The organism is Alkalilimnicola ehrlichii (assembly GCF_003399765.1).
Classification (GTDB): Bacteria; Pseudomonadota; Gammaproteobacteria; order Nitrococcales; family AK92; genus AK92.
Genome location: NZ_NFZV01000002.1, coordinates 24,536 through 43,664 on the forward strand (window position 1 = coordinate 24,536; position 19,129 = coordinate 43,664).

18 protein-coding genes are annotated in these 19,129 nt (G+C 58.4%); 6 read left to right on the plus strand and 12 right to left on the minus strand.

Annotation, left to right across the window (positions count from 1 at the left end; genetic code table 11):
• Positions 1-8 precede the first annotated feature (8 nt).
• The gene (locus CAI21_RS02525; protein WP_181919229.1) at positions 9-2,762 is read right to left on the minus strand and encodes a DUF349 domain-containing protein; all 2,754 of its coding nucleotides are present in this window, start codon (positions 2,760-2,762) and stop codon (positions 9-11) included.
• Positions 2,763-3,704: 942 nt separating this feature from the next.
• On the opposite strand from CAI21_RS02525, the gene CAI21_RS02530 reads away from it, so the two are divergent.
• Positions 3,705-5,630 carry a winged helix-turn-helix domain-containing protein gene (locus CAI21_RS02530; protein ID WP_147305483.1) on the plus strand — a complete coding sequence of 642 codons (1,926 nt, stop codon included), beginning with the start codon at positions 3,705-3,707 and terminating at the stop codon, positions 5,628-5,630.
• Positions 5,558-7,009, plus strand: coding sequence for a BTAD domain-containing putative transcriptional regulator (locus tag CAI21_RS02535; RefSeq protein WP_116300848.1), 1,452 nt, complete (start codon positions 5,558-5,560; stop codon positions 7,007-7,009). The genes CAI21_RS02530 and CAI21_RS02535 overlap by 73 nt, the downstream gene beginning before the upstream one ends.
• A gap of 18 nt (positions 7,010-7,027) precedes the next feature.
• On the opposite strand, the gene CAI21_RS02540 is transcribed toward CAI21_RS02535, so the two are convergent.
• The gene (locus tag CAI21_RS02540; protein WP_116300849.1) at positions 7,028-7,309 is read right to left on the minus strand and encodes a hypothetical protein; all 282 of its coding nucleotides are present in this window, start codon (positions 7,307-7,309) and stop codon (positions 7,028-7,030) included.
• A 216-nt stretch (positions 7,310-7,525) separates the two neighbouring features.
• Here CAI21_RS02540 and CAI21_RS02545 point away from each other — a divergent pair, with 216 nt between their 5' ends.
• From CAI21_RS02545 to CAI21_RS25475, 4 genes are all read left to right on the plus strand, one after another.
• Positions 7,526-8,080: a DUF2058 domain-containing protein gene (locus CAI21_RS02545; protein ID WP_116300850.1), complete on the plus strand. Its 555-nt coding sequence runs from the start codon at positions 7,526-7,528 to the stop codon at positions 8,078-8,080.
• A gap of 157 nt (positions 8,081-8,237) precedes the next feature.
• Entirely contained in the window at positions 8,238-9,704 is a 1,467-nt protein-coding gene (locus tag CAI21_RS02550; RefSeq protein WP_309544631.1) for a THUMP domain-containing protein, read from the plus strand.
• Positions 9,689-10,264, plus strand: a complete 576-nt coding sequence (locus CAI21_RS25470) for a class I SAM-dependent methyltransferase (RefSeq protein WP_309544632.1) — start codon at positions 9,689-9,691, stop codon at positions 10,262-10,264. The genes CAI21_RS02550 and CAI21_RS25470 overlap by 16 nt, the downstream gene beginning before the upstream one ends.
• A complete protein-coding gene (locus tag CAI21_RS25475; protein WP_309544633.1) occupies positions 10,258-10,410 on the plus strand; it encodes a hypothetical protein in 153 nt (50 codons plus the stop codon). Before CAI21_RS25470 ends, CAI21_RS25475 begins: the two co-directional genes overlap by 7 nt.
• A gap of 38 nt (positions 10,411-10,448) precedes the next feature.
• On the opposite strand, the gene CAI21_RS02555 is transcribed toward CAI21_RS25475, so the two are convergent.
• The 10 genes from CAI21_RS02555 to CAI21_RS02600 form a co-directional block, all read right to left on the minus strand.
• Positions 10,449-11,090 carry a class I SAM-dependent methyltransferase gene (locus CAI21_RS02555; RefSeq protein WP_116301034.1) on the minus strand — a complete coding sequence of 214 codons (642 nt, stop codon included), beginning with the start codon at positions 11,088-11,090 and terminating at the stop codon, positions 10,449-10,451.
• Positions 11,091-11,120: 30 nt separating this feature from the next.
• Positions 11,121-11,717, minus strand: coding sequence for a DUF4202 domain-containing protein (locus CAI21_RS02560; RefSeq protein ID WP_220347733.1), 597 nt, complete (start codon positions 11,715-11,717; stop codon positions 11,121-11,123).
• 80 nt (positions 11,718-11,797) lie between these two features.
• The gene (locus tag CAI21_RS02565) at positions 11,798-12,229 is read right to left on the minus strand and encodes a hypothetical protein (RefSeq protein WP_147305021.1); all 432 of its coding nucleotides are present in this window, start codon (positions 12,227-12,229) and stop codon (positions 11,798-11,800) included.
• The gene (locus CAI21_RS02570) at positions 12,150-12,614 is read right to left on the minus strand and encodes a hypothetical protein (RefSeq protein WP_116300853.1); all 465 of its coding nucleotides are present in this window, start codon (positions 12,612-12,614) and stop codon (positions 12,150-12,152) included. The genes CAI21_RS02565 and CAI21_RS02570 overlap by 80 nt, the downstream gene beginning before the upstream one ends.
• A gap of 174 nt (positions 12,615-12,788) precedes the next feature.
• Positions 12,789-13,271, minus strand: a complete 483-nt coding sequence (locus CAI21_RS02575) for a YajQ family cyclic di-GMP-binding protein (RefSeq protein WP_116300854.1) — start codon at positions 13,269-13,271, stop codon at positions 12,789-12,791.
• 90 nt (positions 13,272-13,361) lie between these two features.
• A complete protein-coding gene (locus CAI21_RS02580) occupies positions 13,362-14,159 on the minus strand; it encodes a ferritin-like domain-containing protein (RefSeq protein WP_116300855.1) in 798 nt (265 codons plus the stop codon).
• Positions 14,156-15,373, minus strand: a complete 1,218-nt coding sequence (locus tag CAI21_RS02585; RefSeq protein ID WP_116300856.1) for a glycerate kinase type-2 family protein — start codon at positions 15,371-15,373, stop codon at positions 14,156-14,158. Before CAI21_RS02585 ends, CAI21_RS02580 begins: the two co-directional genes overlap by 4 nt.
• Entirely contained in the window at positions 15,370-16,572 is a 1,203-nt protein-coding gene (locus CAI21_RS02590) for an O-succinylhomoserine sulfhydrylase (RefSeq protein ID WP_116300857.1), read from the minus strand. The genes CAI21_RS02585 and CAI21_RS02590 overlap by 4 nt, the downstream gene beginning before the upstream one ends.
• A gap of 269 nt (positions 16,573-16,841) precedes the next feature.
• A complete protein-coding gene (gene purF / locus CAI21_RS02595) occupies positions 16,842-18,353 on the minus strand; it encodes an amidophosphoribosyltransferase (RefSeq protein WP_116300858.1) in 1,512 nt (503 codons plus the stop codon).
• A 52-nt stretch (positions 18,354-18,405) separates the two neighbouring features.
• Positions 18,406-18,972, minus strand: a complete 567-nt coding sequence (locus CAI21_RS02600; protein ID WP_116300859.1) for a CvpA family protein — start codon at positions 18,970-18,972, stop codon at positions 18,406-18,408.
• Positions 18,973-19,129 lie beyond the last annotated feature (157 nt).

Here is a 19,129-nt window from a genome sequence, read left to right on the forward strand (position 1 = left end):
TTCAATGCTTAGATGTGCTGCTTCAGCGGGCCGAACGCAGAGGTCGGCTTCGCGCTAACGACCGCCTGCGCGCCTTCGGCAGACTGCCACGCCGTCTCGAACGCCCGCCGCAGGCGTTGTTCTAAATCGCCGTCACTCTTGGCGGAACGGCTTAGGCCATACCAATCGAGCGCGATGTCTCGCGCCGCCTCGTGCACTCGTTCCTCGCCACCTGCCGACAAGCCTTGCGCCAAGCGCTCTACTTGCAAGTCCATGCGGAGGGCTTTGTCCTCGTCCGGCGACACCATGCCCGCTAGTATTTCCAGTCGAACACACAAGCGCCGTCTTAACTCGCGTGCCTCGTCGGAAGCACTCGCAGCAGCGCCTCCGTCTCCCGCACTCAGCGCCTCCCGCGCCCGCTGCCAGCGCGCTCGTAGCGGCACAGGCACCTCAGCCTCCGCGCTCCAGGCCTGCTCAAGTTCGGCTAACCGAGTTTCGTTACCGGCCTCTACAGCCTCCAACTCTGCACACAACTCGGCAAGCCTTGCCCAGCGATCCAAACACGCCAGCTCCTGGGTCAGTCGATAAGCGCGCAACTGCGACTCTCCCGTCGCTACTAAGCGCTCCATCGTCTTCTTTATCTCCGCCTGCGCATCGCGCGGCAATGGGCCAATCTTGCTCAAATGCGCGGCAAGCCCCCGCCATTTACCAACCTGTCGGGCGACCTCGGCCGGTTCCGCTGCCACTAAGGCCTGCACTTGCTCGCATAAGTCCTTAGCCTGCTCTAAGTTGCTTTGGCGACGTTGCTCGGATGCCTGACGCACCTCCTCTCGCCGCTGAAAAATAGCATCGCAAACGGCCCGCCACTCGCTCATCAAGCGCCGTTCCTGGGCGGTCGATATTCGACCTATTTGCCGCCACTCCTGCTGTAGCACCTTGATCTTATCGATCTTAGCCGATAATTCATTGTCGCCGTCGCGTACAGCGATCGCGCTGTCCAACACCCGTTGCCGTTGTTCGCAACGCTGGCGGCTCAGCAGCTCGATGCGTTCGGAAAGTTGCCGCATTAGGCCATCGAAACGACGCTGTGCCACACGGCCGGATTTGCGCTCGACCAGCCCCGTCGCCTGCCATTCGGTACGCGCTTGTTGGCGCACTTTCGCTAAGAAATCGCCATCTGCTTGGTCAAATTTCTCGCTTCCGATAAATCCTTCAAGCTGCACGCAAATACGCTCGCGTTCGGCAAGATTACGCTCTCGCAGCTGTTTCTGTTGCTCGAAAAAGGGCCGACAGCGCTCGTGAATTTGCTCGCTGGCCTGCCGAAACCGCTCCCAGAGCTCGCGCCCCTCCGCGGAATCGGACCCGCCCGTTGCCTGCCATTCCTGCTGTAAGCGTTTAGACTGCGCAGAAAGCTCTGCCGGCTCCAGTTCGGAATGCAACAACGCTTCCATCTGCTCGCACAACATTCTTTGCTTCGGCAAGGTCGCAAAGCGGCGCCAGTCGCGCAACTCGCTCAAACGCGCTTGATAAGGCCGCAAACGCTGATTCGCATCCGACTTTGCCTGATCGGGCAAGTGATCAATCAAGGATCGAGCCTGTTTAAAACATTCTCGCGCCTTTCTCAGAGTACCTTCCGTCAGCGCGTCATCTAGCGCCTGTAAGCAACTCTCCAGCTCTTTGGAATATTTAGCGTTTCGCTCACGACGCCGCTGTTGCTCGGCCAATCCTGCTACAAGCGTCGATTGTGCCGCCTCCAAGCCGACCGGCCCAGGCGCCACCGGCTCCCACGCAACACGTTCGATGAGGGACTCCAAGCGCCTTAGTTTTTTCTTCAGCTGTGCGTCGGAAAGCTGGGGCAAATCGGCTAAGACCTCGACGGTCTCGCGGATTCCCTTTCGCTCTGCGATATAACGCTGCGCTTGGCGCAGATAGGCGGCAAACAGCGGGTCATTGGCTGGCGCTATACGGCAAAGCTCGGCAATGTCCTGCTCGGTAGGTTCCGCCGGCAGCCGTTCCCAAACCGACAGCCCGGCCTCAGACAATTCGGCGGACTCCGCCGCGGCTTCGGCCTCGGGGACGACTTCCGTCTCGGCCCTTGCTTGGCAACGCTCCAGCGCCTCTTGCCACTGCTTTGCCAATACCTCGGGCGGCACGCCGTCAACGCCTTGCCAACGGTTCTGCAAACGCTGGGTTGCTGCCCGATAACCCTGGCTCATGGGCGCTTGCCGGTGTGCTTGGAGTTCGGTCAGTAGGACCTGATAGGCCTGCTCGTTGCGCCGCGCTCTTAGTTGCGCCTCTTCCACCGCCCGCAGCCGATCGCGAGCTGTTTTCGCTAAGCGCTTATCGCGCTCTTTTAAGGTGCTCGCCACCTGCTCCAACGATTCCGCCGCCGTCAGGCGCTCCAGGGCAACCTCCCGGACTTTTCGTGCGTTATCGTTACAAGCCGCTTCTAACAGCACAGCTTCGCTGTTGACCCGCGCTAACGCGGCAAGCCGCACTTCGGGCTCGCGCCCTGTACGCGCCACATGCGCTAGAACGCTTGAGTCTTCGCAGATTTGCAGTTCCTGCAAGCGTCCATCCAAGGACAACTCGTCGCCGCCGCCGGCAAGCAATTGCCGATAACGGTTAGTCGCCGTTTCTCTTACGCACGCGTTGTCGTCGCTTTCCGCACGCTCCCGCAGCGAGGCTAAATCTACCAAGCATTTCACTGCCGAGCGCCGAACCGCGGCGTCGTCGTCGGTCTGCGCCAACGCCGTGAGAATGTCGGCGTCCTCTGCAAGCATGGGCGATAACCGCGCTATTGCACGTTGCCTGACTTTCGGGTTGCGGTGCTGCCACTGAGGCTTACGAAAACGCTCGAACAACATCATGGTGTCTTAAGTTAAAAGTCGAGAAAAGTTGGCGCTACGAAACAATACTTCATTCTCGCCTCACCGGGTACATGGCGATAAAGGGAGAATAGCAGCACTCGGATTCGCCCGTTAAGGAAACACTAAACATATCTCTCGCCACCGGCTTATGCTACCGCCGACAGAAGAGCGAGGAACTGTTCAACCTGCTCTCAGGGTAACGTTGAACGATCCCCTTAGGTATACCCCATCGAAAAAGGAATAGATAGATAGCCGCACGTGAGAGTTTTGTAAGCACACGGGCGTTACGGTCTAGAACTTAGGCACAAGAGCACCGTACCAGCATTGTCGGCAGATCAGCGCCGTGCCGTAACCATGCGCAAGCTCGCTAAACCGGCGAATCTAAGTGCGCAGGCTCACTAGGTGAGAAAATTGTGAGCTTTACTCGCTATTATGCAAACGTAGTGTCAGAGAACCGTAAAAAACGATTCAAGTTTCCAGACGACAGGCCGTAAGAGGAACGCGGGAGGGGCGGTCCGACGTAAGGCACCTGCCGTGCATTAGCCTGCACTGACCGAGCCGAAACAGCGGCAGCGTCCCCGGGCAACAGCACGCAAAGCCATCGCCCCCTTAAGGTTAGAAGCTGCCGATGCAGCCGACCGTTCCGAAGAAAGAAGGCAATGCCCTAGACATGCGTGGGGCCGGCCCTAGCAAGTTGCTGTCTCGACACGAGACCGTGTAGAAAGCCTGACGTTTTTGGCAGTCCGCTAGCCGCGATCACGAGTGTGCATGCGATAGAACAAGCTAGGAAAAGCCAGCAGACGACCAGTACAGGCCGCTAACGACCTATAACACCTATAACGGAGCATGGCCGGTTTGTTTCCGAAGGACTCAATACGGACGGAACGACTGATAAGCGCGGGCGCCAAAACGCCAGGCGAGTACGGAATCCCGCGTACCGATAGCGCGTGCCACCTGCTCCGTCAGCGGCTTTTGGAAAAATTTCAACATTATCTCAGTAGCTGCAAGGTATTTATTTTCGAGGCCCAGCCCGGACAGGGCAAAACCGTCGCCGCCGCGCAGTGCCTAGAAAGCACCGACAGCACTTCGCTATGGCTACGCTTAAACGACCGCGACGCCACGCCGTCGCAACTCGCCGAACAGCTTACTGCGTTGCTAAAACAGCAGTTTCCGCAGCTTGAAACGCGACTTTCTGGGGAGCTTGCGACCTCTCCCCTCTCACCAAAAGCATTGCAAGACTGCACGCAACAACTCCTGAGAACGCTGGCTACCGAACTCGGCGAGCAAACGCTTTTTGTCGTGCTCGACGAAATCGAACGGGTTGCCGAGCACGTCGACACACTGGCATTTATTGCCGACTTGACGCGCCAGGCGCCGCCCTCGCTAAAAATCGTCCTGAGCGGGCGAACGATCCCGGCAGTGATAGGATCGCAACTACCAGTAGAATCTACGCTGTGGATTCGCAACGCGGAGTTAGCGTTCACCGCCGACGAAATACGGCAGCTTTATCAGGACACCTTGCAACTTGCCTATCCGCGCCGTTTAGCGCAAACGCTGTACCGCCTAACCCGCGGCTGGATCACCGGCATCGTACATCTGCTAGAAGGACTAAGATCGGCCTCGCCGCAACAACCGGACCCGAAGCACAACAGCTGGCCGCCGCTGCAGATCGCCCACGAAGGCATCTCCGCATTTTTCCAAAAGCACGTATTCGATCGTCTACCGCAAGAGGAGCAGCGCCTCCTCGCCGCGCTGGCATGGTTAGATCCTGTCTCGCCTTCGTTAACGAAAGCAGCGCTCGGTACTGCCGAACCCGACAAGCGGCTCAAGGAATTAGCAGGAAAGAATTTGTTCTTTCATTCGCTGCCCACTAGCGGCCAGCATTTCGAGTTTCACCCGCTGTTTCGAACGTTCTTGCTCGAACAAAGCCATCAGGTATTAGACTCGGCAACCCACTTGGCGACTCTGACCAAAGCCGCCGAAACCGCTCGCTTGCAGGGCAATAGCAGCCTTGCCGTGCGCTATGCCTTACGAGGCGGCGCTTTGGAATTAGCCGACCGGCTGATCGCCGCCGACAAGTCCTTGTTCATTAACCCGCTCGACCACTTTGAAGAAGACGTCTGCGCGGACGATTGGACACCGTCGTTGGCGCACCCCTGGCTGGCACTCTTACAAACCGCTGCGGTTCTCGAACATGACCCGCTCAAAGCGCGCCCATTGCTACTTCAACTCATCGACAAATTCGTTGCCCGCGGCGACGATATGGGAGAGCTGTGCGCCTCTTCGCTGCTCATCCTTGGCCACAGCATGACCGACGGCTGCCGCTCGACAATGAGGCCGTTGCGAGCGCGGATCAACGAGATTGTCGCCCGCCAAATCGAGCCGCTCGAAGCAACTGTTAACTTGATGGTCGGCCTCGCTATCGGCAGCGCCTTCCTCTACGACGACGCCTGCATGAGGGAATCGCATACGCATGCTTATCGGGCCTTGGAATACGCGCAACAAACGGGAGCCGTCAATCATGAGGCTAAACTACGTGTCATCCGCGGTTTTGCTTATTTGTTTCTAGGCGAATTATCCAATGCCGCGGTCGAAGTCGAACATCTGCAGCGGCATTTGCAAAACCCGGCACTTACGGACCTCAACCGACTCCTGATACGTGGCACCTCATGCTTTTTGATCAGCTGTTATGGCGATCATGAGGGTTTTTGCGTCATGCCGCCAAGCTTGAGCGACACAGCGATCACACGCAATTTAAACGCACGATTATCGGCCCCTTAGCGTATCGCTGGCGGGCAGAAGATGCACTCAACACCGGCAATGTCGACGACATGTTAAAGCATGTCGAGGCAGCCTTGGCGCTTGGTTTCTCCTCCTTCAGCTCCCCGTTACGCAGCCAGCTATTGCAGTATCGTGCTTACGCCCATGCCGCACGGGGCAATAAAACCGCCGCGCACTTGGACATTCGCGAAGCCATGAAACTGCGCACGGGCCCGGACGGCGAACATTATGTGCTCCACAGCCTGATTCTACTTGGCGCCACGCACGGTCTGCTCGGCGAAGACAAAGCAGCCGAAGCAGCCTTAACCGAAGCGGTCGAAACAAGCCTGGAAGTCGACGCGCCTTACCCGATTAGCGGCGCCTACGCGTACCGCGCATGGCTGTTTATTCGGCAACAGCGTACCGATGAAGCAATGGCGGATTGCCGGCAGTTTTTGGAATTGATGAGAAGCAACGACTACCGAAATTGCTTTGCGTGGTCGCCGCAGATCATCATCCCGGTATTACGTTTTGCCGTTAAACACGACATCGAAGCGGCCTTTGCCCGATCGCTGGCGGAGAAACGCCTGGGGCTCGACATCGACCACCAAGGTATGACTCGGCCCCTCATTCAATTAAGAACGCTCGGCCGCTTCGAAATCTGGCTAGAAGACACCTTGTTGATACGAGGGCGGGATTTAACGCCACGGCCTCAGCAATACGTGGCCACGTTAATCGCGGCTCCCGGTCACGAGCTACCCAGGGAGTCCTTGCAAGAGGCCATGTGGCCGGATGCGGGCCAAAGCTCAAGCAAGCTCTATGCGCTAAGAAACCGGATCAAGAATGTCATAGCGGCCCGGCACGCGAATATCGACGTTGAGGCCTATTTCGCGTTACGCGGCAGCCTGGCCCGCATCGAGCATGCCATAACGGATGCACAGTCCTTTAGCAGTTACGTCCGGCGCGGGCTACAGCATTGGCGCCACAACGAGCTATGGCATGCGGGCAATGCGTTTTACGCGGCCCATTTGCTCTGGCATGGCGGCTACTTTCCAACCGCTCCGGAAACCGACCTGGTACGCGACTACCGCGGCGAGCTGGAGCGCCTCAATCAAAAACGCGTGATCGTATGGTCGGAAATCCTGATCGCCGACGGCGATATCGACGAAGCGGTCGAGTTGCTGTCGAGCTACTTTGAATCCGACCCGACTCATAACGAAGTTGCCAGCCGGCTCCACCGACTCCACTTTCTCAACGGCGACCCGGTAGCGGCCGGCAAGATTCTGCAGCGCCATCAAGCCGCCCTGTACCGCGAAGGCTACCCGCCCGAGGAAGTAAACTGCATTCTCGAAGATATTTGCACCGATGCCGGCAGTTTCGGCAGCTTGCTCTCGCCGTAGCAGTTTATGGAGGGAGCATTAACGGTACTCGCCGCGCTCGCGTTTAATGAACAAGATAAACGCAGCCGGTACATGTGCCACGCCAAAGCCGACCAAGAAAGCCAGCCAGGGGACGATGCCGCCTACTCCCTGATACATCCAGGCTCCAATCAACCCCAAACCGACACCCGTTGCCGCCAACAGTAGCCGGGTGGCGGTCGCTTGCGCTCGTGTCGCTGCATGCACGGGCAACCGCACCTGCACATACACGAACGCAATCAATACACCTACTGCCATGAGGCCAAGCATCGCAGTCTCCATTGATGGCGCCTCGTCATGCCGTCATAGCATGAGAAAGTTGGGCCTGCTGGATAGACCAGCAAGACTGCCTCCGGCGGGGATTTTAACGTAACATAGTAGGATCACGTCGCTGTTAGCGAGAAACCGGCTGCCTCAAGGGGTAAGCTCTCTCCCTAGCACGGCATACCATTCACGGGGACCGCTGGACCGGCCCCACCCGTTCCGAGGACGTAGCGGATGAGCAACTCCTTACGCGATCAATTGCTCAAGCAAGGGCTTGTAAGCAAAGATCAGGTCCAGAAGGCCGAAGCCGATAAAAGAAAGCACCGCAAGCAGGCGAAGAAGAAACAGCCGCAAGCAGCGCAGCAAATGACGGAAGCCGAACGCACCCGTAAGCTTGCGGCGAAGCGGCAGGCAGAAAAGATAGCGCGCGATCGACAACTGAATCTTAAGCGCGAGCAGGAACGGCAGGCCCAGGCCCGCAAAGCTCAGCTCAAGGAGTTGATCGAGAGCAATCAAGTCGCTCGCGAACCGGGCGAAGTCAGCTATAACTTCACGCACGGCAAGCGAATCAAACGGCTTTATCTATCGGCGAACCAACATAAGCAATTGGTAGCCGGCAAGCTCGCTATCACCTGCTTTAAGGGCACCTACTATTTGGTGGCACCGGAGGTAGCGGAGCGTTTGCGGAAAGCCGATGAGAGCCTCTTCCTGCACCGCAATCCGCCACCGTCGGAAGCGGACGACGACCCATACGCGGATTACCCGGTACCGGACGACCTCATGTGGTAATACCGTCGATCGCGCCAAGATCGGCGACTCGCGATAAAGGAGCTGTCGATCTTGGTAACAGAGTGCAGGCCATGGCGCAGTTGCAACAAAACGGCGCCGCCAAACCACTATTCGTCCCCTCTCAGGACATACTGGGGTAAAAGGAGCAGGGCTTTAGTTGTTCCTTCCACCCTTGATCAGGATGCTCAATGACCGCCTCAATGCATTTCTTTGCTACCGCTGCGAAAGGCCTGGAGCCGCTTCTGGCCGACGAACTGGAAAAATCGGCGCGAAAGACGTTCGGCCGGGCCGGGGAGGTGCGAGTTTCCAAGGCCCGCTCGGCACTGCCTACCGGGCCTGCCTATGGTCGCGCCTCGCCAATCGCATCCTGCTCCCGCTTAGTCGCTTCCCCGCTGAAACGCCGGACGCCTTGTACCAGGGAATACGCGAGATCGACTGGAGCCTACATTTGGCCGCGGAAGGCAGTCTGGCTGTGGATTTCGTCGCTCAACGTTCGCAAATCACCCACAGCCACTTTGGTGCACTCAAGGTTAAGGACGCGATTGTCGATCAGTTTCGCGACTGTGGCGGCCAACGTCCTTCCGTCTCGCTGCAAGAACCGGATGTGCGCATTAACGTATATCTGTATCGGGACGAAGCCCAGGTAAGTCTCGATCTCTCGGGAGAGAGCCTGCACCGGCGCGGCTATCGGGAGCAAGGCGCCGCCGCCCCGCTTAAGGAAACGCTGGCTGCCGCGCTACTACTTCGGGCCGGGTGGCCGGCCATCGCCGCCAATGGCGGCGCCTTGATCGACCCACTCTGCGGCTCCGGCACTTTACCGATCGAGGCCGCCCTCATTGCCGGAGACATAGCGCCCGGCCTAAACCGTACCTACTATGGCTTTCTTCGCTGGCGAGGCCATGACGAGGCAGCGTGGAAAGCGCTGATCGACGAAGCCATTGAGCGGGAAGAACAAGGCTTGCAGCGCATCCCCCCGATCGCAGGCTTCGACAAAGATCTGCATGCGGTTCAAGCGGCCCTGGGAAACGTCGCACGCGCCGGCCTGCAGGGGAAAGTGCATATCGAAAGGCGCAGCTTGGATGAGCTGCGCCCCATCGGTAAACGTGCCGGCTTACTGGTCGCCAACCCTCCTTATGGCGAGCGGATCGGCGAAACCAGCCGTTTGATCCCGCTCTACAATCAACTCGGCGCGCTTGCCAAACGTTATCTTCCCGGCTGGCGGGCAGCCATTTTCACCGGTAACCGCGACCTCATTCATCAAATCGGCTTGCGGGCAGAGAAAACCTATACGCTCTACAACGGCCCCTTAGAGTGTCGCCTCAGCCTATATCCTATTGCCGAGCGGGAAGCGACACGCGAACAAGCCGGACCCGACGGCGCGACCGATTTTGCCAACCGGCTGCGCAAAACCGCAAACGCCTCGACCGTTGGCGACGCCAAAACGGGGTCGACTGCTATCGTCTTTACGATGCCGATCTGCCGGAATATGCGCTTGCCGTCGATGTTTATCGCGGCAAAGACACTTGGGTACATGTTCAGGAATACCAGGCACCGAAAAGTATTGCTCCGGAGCGCGCCGCCAAACGGTTGCGAGAAGCCCTGCGGGCCTTGCCGGAAGTTTTAGAGATTCCCTCCGACAATATCTTCTTTAAGGTGCGGCAGCGGCAACAGGGATCGGCGCAATATCAAAAAGTCAGCCGCGAAGGCCGCTATCACGAGGTCAAAGAAGGCCCATGCCGGTTTTTGGTAAATCTCAGCGATTACCTCGACACCGGTCTATTCCTCGACCACCGCCTGGTCCGCGAGCGCATTCGTCACGAGGCGAAAGGCAAACACTTTCTCAACCTATTCGCCTATACCGGTACGGCGACGGTTCACGCGGCGGTTGGCGGCGCCATTAGCACCACAACGGTCGACATGTCGAAGACCTATCTAGAGTGGGCTGGCCGGAATTTGGCGCTTAACGGCTTTAAAGACCGACGCCATGAGCTCGTGCAGGCGGATTGTCTGCGCTGGCTGGAAGAGATGAGCGAAGCCTGGCCGCGACGCCGTTTCGACCTGATTTTTTGGATCCGCCGACCTTCTCCAATTCCAAACGGATGCAGCATAGCTTCGACGTCCAGCGGGATCACCCCCGCCTGCTACACCAAGTCATGCGTTTACTGGCACCACAGGGATTGCTGATTTTTTCTAATAACTTCCGCAACTTCAAGCTTGCACCGGAAGTCGAACATGAATATGCGGTCAGCACGATCAGCCGGGCGACCATTCCACCGGATTTCGCACGCAACCCGAAGATTCATCACTGCTTCGAGTTACGCCATCGGTAAACGGCGACGTACGCTTTATGTATGCCGGTGGGTGGACTTCAAGGCAGAATGCCGCTCACCAGCATATGCCGGTCGCTAATACGCTGGACATCGAACCCTTCGATCCCCGCTTCGGCCAATTGATCCCGCACCTCTTCTAGCGTAAAAGCTGCCAGCAGGGAGTTAAAGAAGTCCCGTTTCAAGACAGCGGGCTCATCCCCGCTATACTGGTCGACGATACCGCGCGCCTGCTCTTGCGAGGCCGGCCGCAACAAATCCATGACCATAACCCGAGTGCCGGCCCGCCCATAGGCCTGCACGGCCTGCCACAATATCTGCGGCCGATGCAGATGGTGTAACAAGCTATTACTGACGATGGCCTGATAATTGCCTTGCGGCAACCGTGCCCCTGGCAACAAGCCTTGGAAAAACTCGACCCGGCCCTGCAACTCGGGTTCCCGGACTAACGCCTGCTCGGCAAAACGCAGCATGGCGGCCGCGCCATCGAGCCCATGCACCAGGCACTGCGGATAACGGCGCGCCAAGCGCAATGCGATATCGCCGGGGCCGCAACCTAGATCCAAGATGTAGCCGCTCGGCTCCGAAGCGCCAAAACGCGCGTCGAAATGTTCGACAAAGCTGCTATTGGCCGCCTCGAAATCGGCCTCCGCATAGGCGCGCGCCTGGGCGTCGTCATCCATCAACTCGGGTTCGAGGATACGTTCCACGGATTACTCCTCAGCCAATGCTTGCTCCACAATCGCTTGCTCGCCAGGCGACAGCGACAACTCGCCTGCCAACGCTTTGGCTTGGTCCGACATTTTATTCCAGGTTTTGCGGACGATACCAACGAGCTTCTCTTCCGAGTGGTCGGCAGCGAAATCGGCAAAGTAATGCTGTAGGAAGACGAGACAGGCGGCATCCTCCAGGGCTTGCGTTTCCGCATCGCGGCGCAAGTTTTCTTTCCGCACTAAACTCGCGACTCGCTCGCAGAGCTCGTCGTCGTAGCCCGCCTCGCGCAGGATAGCGGCGGCTTCATCGGCCTGCTGCCGCATCAGCTGGCGCCGCCAGGCATGGTAACCGGCTCGACCGAGCGGATAATCCGCACGCGGTATACGCCAACGCCGCAGATGCTGACTCCTGACCGCTAAACGAAGCGCCTCGGACGCATCCGGCAACAGGCGCTCAAGCCAGTCGCTCATACGTTGTGCGTAGAGCAACTCGGCCGGCACGGGTTCGCCATCTACGTTTTCGTGTCGAGGGTCTTGTGCATGAACTGCATCCAAGCGCGCAATTGCGTCCTCGAAGCGAGATGATGATTCGCTCACGTCTACTTCCCTAGCCCAGTGATATTTACTATTCACTATCGCACGCTTAGCTGACACCGCCAAGCGCGGCATAACGAGGATTAACGGGCAGAAGCAGACGCAAGCGGCGCTGAAGCGACGGCTAGTACCGGCGAATTCTGCGCTTGGCCGAGGAACACATCGCGGTAAGAAACGTACAGGACCGCACCGAAGAAGGGCGCTAACAGCAAAGACGCCAAACCGAAGCTCAACAGCACCGCAAATAGCACGGCTAGCAGTAAAAAGAAGCTGGTAAACCTCAAGCTCCGCGCGTTCAAACGACACGCCTGAAAGCTCAATAGACTCGCCGCAACCAGCGGCATTCCGCCAAGCGAGGCCAAGGGCAATGTGAACCAGGCCCCCAGGCCCAACAGGATTCCGGCAAACGCCACTAAGGAGGCGCCCAACAGCGCGCTATAAACGAGGAACGAAAGCGATACGCCCAAACTCGCCGCTGTCTGTCCGGCTGCCGCCTCCCACTGCATCTGACCCAATAGAGTACCGCCATCGTCGGCGTACTGTGCACTGGCAACCACTAACAGCAGGGGGCAAAACAATACTGTAACCGACCGCAGTCAACACCGCCGTCCGCGCCGCTTCCAGGTTGCGCGGCAGACAGTCGGTCAGAGAAAAAGCATTCGTTTGATCGGCCGCCCGCGCTAAACGGACAAAGCTACCGAGGAATAAGGGCGGTACGAACAAGACGGCAAGCAGGCGCACAAGCACCTGTTCGGTTTGAATCAGCGCCAGACAGACAACCGCCATGGCGGCGGTCGCTAAAGCGTAGGCAACAGGACGCCGCTGCATGAGTGCCACAGCTTCGCGCGCCCACCGCCACGGCGCATCCGATTCGACTTGACGGGGCTGAAACGTCTTCACAATCCGGCCTTTCCATGGACAAACCAAGGGCGAGTATAACGGCGCTATCGCCACTGGGCTGTGACTTAAGTACCCCTTCACGCTTAGGCTTGCGCTGGCGGGGCCCCTTGCTTTGGGCTCCCACCAGGGTAAGCCTAGCCGCATCCGGCCAGCGTTATCGCAATGACCGAAAGCTCAGTCGCGGAAGTTATCGAACTGTAGCGGCATGTCGAAATCGGCGTCGCGTAAGACGGCGATAGCCTTCTGCAGATCGTCCCGCTTCTTGCCGGTCACCCGCACTTTTTCGCCCTGAATAGCCGGTTGCACCTTCATCTTCTGGTCTTTGATAAACTTAACGATCTTGCGCGCCAGGTCGCTGTCGATCCCTTGCCGCAGCGTGACCGCTTGTCGCGCTTCTTTGCCGGCCTGCTCCACTTTGCCCAGTTCTACGCAGTTGATGTCGATGCCGCGCCGGGTCAGTTTTCCGTACAAAATATCGAGCATCTGCTGGAGCTGAAACTCCGACTCGCTGACCAAAGTCACCACGTTATCCTTGAGCTCGAAATCAGCCGTAACGCCTTTGAAATCAAAGCGATTAGCGACTTCCCGCTGCGCCTGATCCACCGCGTTGGTGACTTCATGCATATCAAGCTCGGAAACAACGTCGAACGACGGCATTTTTCTTCTCCCGCAAAATTTAAAGTAACGTGCAAAAGTCCGGTGCATTCTCGCCGCGTCGGCGAGCACATGAGAGACTTAAGTCAGGCACTAACCGAACTGCTCCAAAGCCTTTAGCTCTTCTTCGCTAAAGCCGGCCGCTTGACGCGCCGAGTAGTTGAACGGGCCTTTAAGTCGCCCCCGCATATAGCGATCGAGCAATTCGCGGAAGGTCGGCTCCGGCACCAGCCCTCGCTTTTCGCAGGCATACTTGAACCAGTACGAACCGATCGCCACGTGCGCAACTTCTTCTTCCAGAATAATTTCCAAGATGGCTACGGTCTTATCGTCCCCGACCCTTTGCAAGCGCTCCAGCATGCCGGGCGTCACATCCAGCCCCCGGGCCTCTAGCACCCTCGGCACAAGCGCCATTCGCACCATATGATCGTGCGCCGTTTCCTCGGCCATTTCCCATAAGCCATTGTGTGCCGGGAAGTCGCCGTAGGTGTACCCCAACTCGCCCAACCGACGGTTAAGCATTTCGAAGTGGCTCGCCTCCTCCACCGCCACACGCAACCAATCGGCGTAATAACTATCCGGTAGGTCACGAAACCGATAGGCAGCGTCCAGGGCCAGGTTAATCGCATTAAACTCGATATGGGCGATAGCATGAACCAGCGCCGCTCGCCCTTCTTCGGTGGTCAGCTTACGTTGCACCAACTCGCGCGGCGCCACCAACGTCGGCCGCAGCGGGCGTCCGGGAGTGCCGATGGGGGCAACCGGCGCGTCATCCCAGCGACTTAAATTGCCATCTCGCCAGGCTTTGACGAGATCGCGCGTTAATTGGATTTTCCGAGCAGTCTCATCGGCATCGATCGCCGCCCGTAAGAGGGTATAAAGCTCGCTCATGCGCAATAACCGATCATCAGGTCCATCACATTAGTTCCCGTCGGGCCGGTACGGATTAGGTCGCCGCTTGCCGCTAACGCGGTTCCGGCATCGGCCCGCCGCAAGGCCTCGGCAGGCATCATACCGGCTGTTGTCGCCCGCTCCCAGGTACCGTTATCGACCAGCGCCCCTGCCGCATCGCCCGGGCCGTCGGTACCGTCCGTGCCCGCAGCGAGCAAATAGGCTTGTGCGTGCCCATGCAGATACTGCGCCGCACTTAAGGCGAGGCTTTGCATGCGCCCTCCCCGCCCCGGTTCGGCCGGCAGCCGAACGACAGGCTCGCCGCCCCATAAATGAACGTAGCCGGGCTCGGCAAGCAGTTGGTTGGCTATTATACGCGCACCGGCTACCGCTTCATCCGCGACAAAGCGACGATGGCGACGCACCGGAAGCCCCAACCGTGCCGCGCGGGCCTCTATGGCATCTAATGCATAAGCGTTGGTCGCAACCAGCCGTAAATCCACCGCCGCAAGACGTTCCGGATCGGCCGGAGCGGCGGGATGCGCGCAAACGGCAGCCAGTTCGGGCGGTAACGACGGCATAGCGCCTTGAAGCGGCGCTGCCAACAGACCGGAACCGATGATAGCAGGATCGTCGCCCGGCACATCGGAAATCAACAAAGCCTGCGTACGCCCCGGCGGCAGGAAATGGGTTAGTCGGCCGCCCTTTATCTGCGACACTGCCTGGCGGACGCGATTGATCGACCGAATATCGAATCCGCTGCTTAATAGGTAGGTATTGAGCGCCCGCAATTGCGCTAACCCAACCCCGGACACGGGCACTTCCACTAGACTGGAAGCGCCACCGGAGAGGAGAAACAAAGGCGGCCGCGACAAGCCGCGCAGAAACGCCAACAAGCGCTGGCCGGCAACCAGGCTCGTTTGGTCCGGCCAGGGGTGGCCTGCCTCGATCACTGTTACCCGGGCGTCGCGCTGCGAGTGCTTATCGGCATGCTTGTGCTTTGTAATGAGCAAAGCCTGCCGCAAACGCGGGCCTAAAGCATCCTGCGCGCCCGCTAACATCGCGCTCGCGGCCTTACCGATAGCGATCACGCTGACCGGCTCGTTCGACTCGTCAGCGCGCAGTACGGCGCGAACGCTTTCGCGCCCACCCACAGCCGCCACAGCGGCTCGGTAGAGATCTAGCAGCACATCGGGGGAAACCGAGAGGCTCACCGCGTGCCGCTGATAGCCGCTAAGCCGGCGGCCAAATCCGCCTGCAAATCGGCAGCGTCTTCCAGGCCAATCGAAAGCCGAATCAAATTATCTTTGATACCGCCCGCGGCGCGCTGCTCGGCAGAGATCCGACCATGGGTTGTGGTAGCAGGATGCGTGATGGTGCTCTTGGCGTCGCCCAGGTTAGCGGTGATGGAGATCAAACGCAGGTTATCGATCACCTGCCAAGCCTGTTCGCGGCCGCCGACAACCTCGAACGAGACAATACCGCCATAGCCTGTCTGCTGGCGGCCGGCCAATTCATGCTGCGGATGCGACGCTAAGCCCGGATAGTAGACTTTGCCGACCTGAGGCTGTTCAACCAACCATTGCGCGATAGTTTGCGCCCCGGCGCAATGGGCTTTCATGCGCAATGACAAGGTCTCCAAGCCCTTGACGAATACCCACGCGTTAAAAGGGCTCATGCTGGGCCCGGCAGTCCGTAAGAAGCCGAAAATCTCCTTCCCGACCCGCTCCTTATCGCCAACGACCGCGCCGCCTATACAGCGCCCCTGACCGTCGAGGTATTTGGTGGCCGAATGCACCACCAAGTCGGCACCCAGCGCTAAGGGCCGTTGCAGCGCAGGACTACAGAAGCAGTTGTCGACCACGAGCAGGCAGCCGTGGGCATGCGCCAATTCCGCAATACGCGCTACATCGGCGATTTCCGTTAACGGATTGGACGGCGTTTCCAGATAGAGAATCCGCGTCTCTGGCCGGATGGCCGCTTCCCAGGCATCGTAATCGGTCAAGGGTACGAAGCTGGTTTGAATATTGTATCGGGGCAGGATATTGCTGCACAGCGAGACGGTTGCGCCGAACACTCCGCTAGAGGCCACGATATGCTCGCCGCTACGCAACAAGCCGAGAAAGGTCGACAAAATCGCCGCCATTCCCGAACTGGTCGCCACACAACTCTCGCCGCCTTCCAGCGCCGCCAAACGCTGTTCGAACACCCTAACGGTCGGGTTGGTAAAGCGTGAGTATATATTACCTTCTTCCTCGCCCGCGAAGCGGGCGGCTGCCTCGGCAGCGCTGTTGAAGGTAAAACTGGAGGTGGCGAAGATCGGCTCGGACTGTTCCTGCTCGTTAGTCCGTACCTGGCCGCCTCGTACCGCCACCGTTGCTAAGCCATAGTCTTCGAAATCGTAGTCGGACATTTACCAACCTCTCGCGCCGAGGTGCCGCTAGGCACACAAAAAACCCGCTACGACCAAAGCGGGTTTTCTTCGCTTTAGCCGCATTTCTTAGGCGCTCGCAAGCTGAAATCAAATCAGCGCCATAATGGAAACGCATCCCTCCTCATCTGTCTGAGGACGAGGCGCAACGTTCCCACAAGGTAAAGACACTATGCAATGCCCTGCGGCTTGTCAATTCGGAGCGATCAGGCCAACTCTTCTCGCCGGCAGCCAATGGGTGTCTTTACGTTTTAGGTATGATTATAGAGTTCCATGGTCGCTGCAAGGTTTGCCTCTTTCTTTTGCTTGGCGTCGTCGGAGCGTTTTTTCTCGATCTCCGCCAAATATTCGGGGCTCACGTCCCCGGTAATATACTCGCCGTTAAAACAAGAGCAGTCGAATTGCTGCAGGGACTTGTTGCCTTGCCGTACGGCCGCCACCAAGTCGTTGAGGTCTTGATAGATCAGGCGATCGGCGCCGATCGCCTGGCAAATTTCCTCATCGCTACGACCGTGTGCAATCAGCTCCTGCGGCGACGGCATATCGATTCCGTAGACGTTAGGGTAGCGCACCGGCGGTGCGGCGGAGGCAAAATAAACTTTGGCGGCTCCTTCGTCGCGCGCCATCTGGATGATTTGCTGCGACGTGGTACCGCGGACGATGGAATCGTCGACTAAGAGGACGTTCTTGCCTTTGAACTCCAACTCGATGGGGTTCAGTTTCTGGCGTACCGACTTCTTCCGCTGCGTCTGCCCCGGCATAATAAAGGTACGAGCGATATAGCGGTTTTTAATAAAACCTTCCCGGTAGGTAATGCCTAAACGAGAGGCAAGCTCCAGCGCTACGGTGCGACTGGTATCGGGGATGGGAATGACAACGTCGATATCATGATCCGCCCACTCGCGCTCGATTTTGGCCGCTAACCGCTGCCCCATACGCAAGCGCGATTTATAAACGGCGATATCGTCGATCATCGAGTCCGGCCGTGCCAGATAGACGTATTCGAAAATGCAAGGCGCATGGACCGGATTGTCGGCGCATTGGCGGCTGTGCAAGTTGCCGTCCATATCGATGTAGATGGCCTCGCCCGGGTCCAGCTCCCGCACCAGCCGGAAACCTAGTACGTCCAACGCCACGCTTTCCGAAGCGATGAGGTATTCCATACCCAGTTCGGTTTCCCGCTCGCCGAAACAAACCGGCCGAATACCGTGCGGGTCGCGGAAGCCGACCACACCGTAACCGTTAATCATGGCAACGGCGGCGTAAGCACCACGGCAGCGGCGATGCACGCCGGCAACGGCATCGAAGATATCGTTTTCGTCGATCCGCAGCTTGTTCTGCACGGCGAGTTCGTGGGCGAAGACGTTTAATAAAACTTCCGAGTCGGATTCGGTGTTGATGTGGCGCAGGTCTTCCAGAAACAGATCGCGCTTGAGCTTCTCGGCGTTTACCAGGTTGCCGTTATGAGCAAGGCTGATACCGAACGGCGAGTTAACGTAAAACGGCTGCGCCTCGGCGGAGCTGGCGCAGCCGGCCGTCGGGTAACGGACGTGACCGATGCCGATATTGCCTTTCAACTGCACCATGTGTCGGGTGCGAAACACATCCCGGACCAGACCATTATCCTTACGCAAGTGGAGGTGCCCGTTGTCGTAAGTCATAATGCCGGCGGCATCCTGACCCCGGTGCTGAAGTACCGTTAAACCGTCGTACAGGGCCTGATTCACCGGACCCTTCGCCACCATTCCGATAATGCCGCACATAGCGCCTTTATAACCTCCAAAGAGACTGGGCCACTGCCGAACAGAAACTTAGTTAGTCCGACATCGAACCGCAGAATTCCCCCCAGTATGCAGGCGCCGGTGTCCCATCGGCCGACACCGACTCCTGTACTAAGGGTGTATAAACCTTAAGATCCGCCAGCCATTCCTCAACGCCGATCCGGCACACCCAAGGCTGTATATGGCTTATCATCACCGACTCCTGCCACCACGACTCGCGGGGCACTTCCGTTAATGCGAGCAACATGACGACAAACGCAACGAGCAGCAAACCGCGGGCGGCTCCGAAGAATATACCCGCCACACGATCGGTACCGGTGAGGCCGGTTTTTCCAACCAACGCTACGGCGAGGTGATTCAATGCCGCGCCGATCAGCAAGGTAATAACGAAAATACCGACGAAGGCGGCGCCTATTCGGATACTGGGCGAGTCAATAAAACCGGAGAGGAATGGCGAGAGCACGTTCGCATAACGAACCGCCAGCCATACGGCACCGATCCAAACGATAATGGACAGCACCTCTCGGACAAATCCGCGCATCAAGCTAATGAGCACAGAGATTCCGATAACCGCAAGAATAGCGTAATCGATCCAATTCATCGGTGCGCGGTGGAAGCGAAACAGCGGATCGGCCGCCGGGGCGCAGATAGTATCAAAGCCGCCTCCGTAACAAAAGCGTTATCTTGGCTTTTTGCGAACCTTCCCAAGCCCGGCCGCTGCCGGGCTATGGCCGACGTATCTAAGGGCACGCCATCGT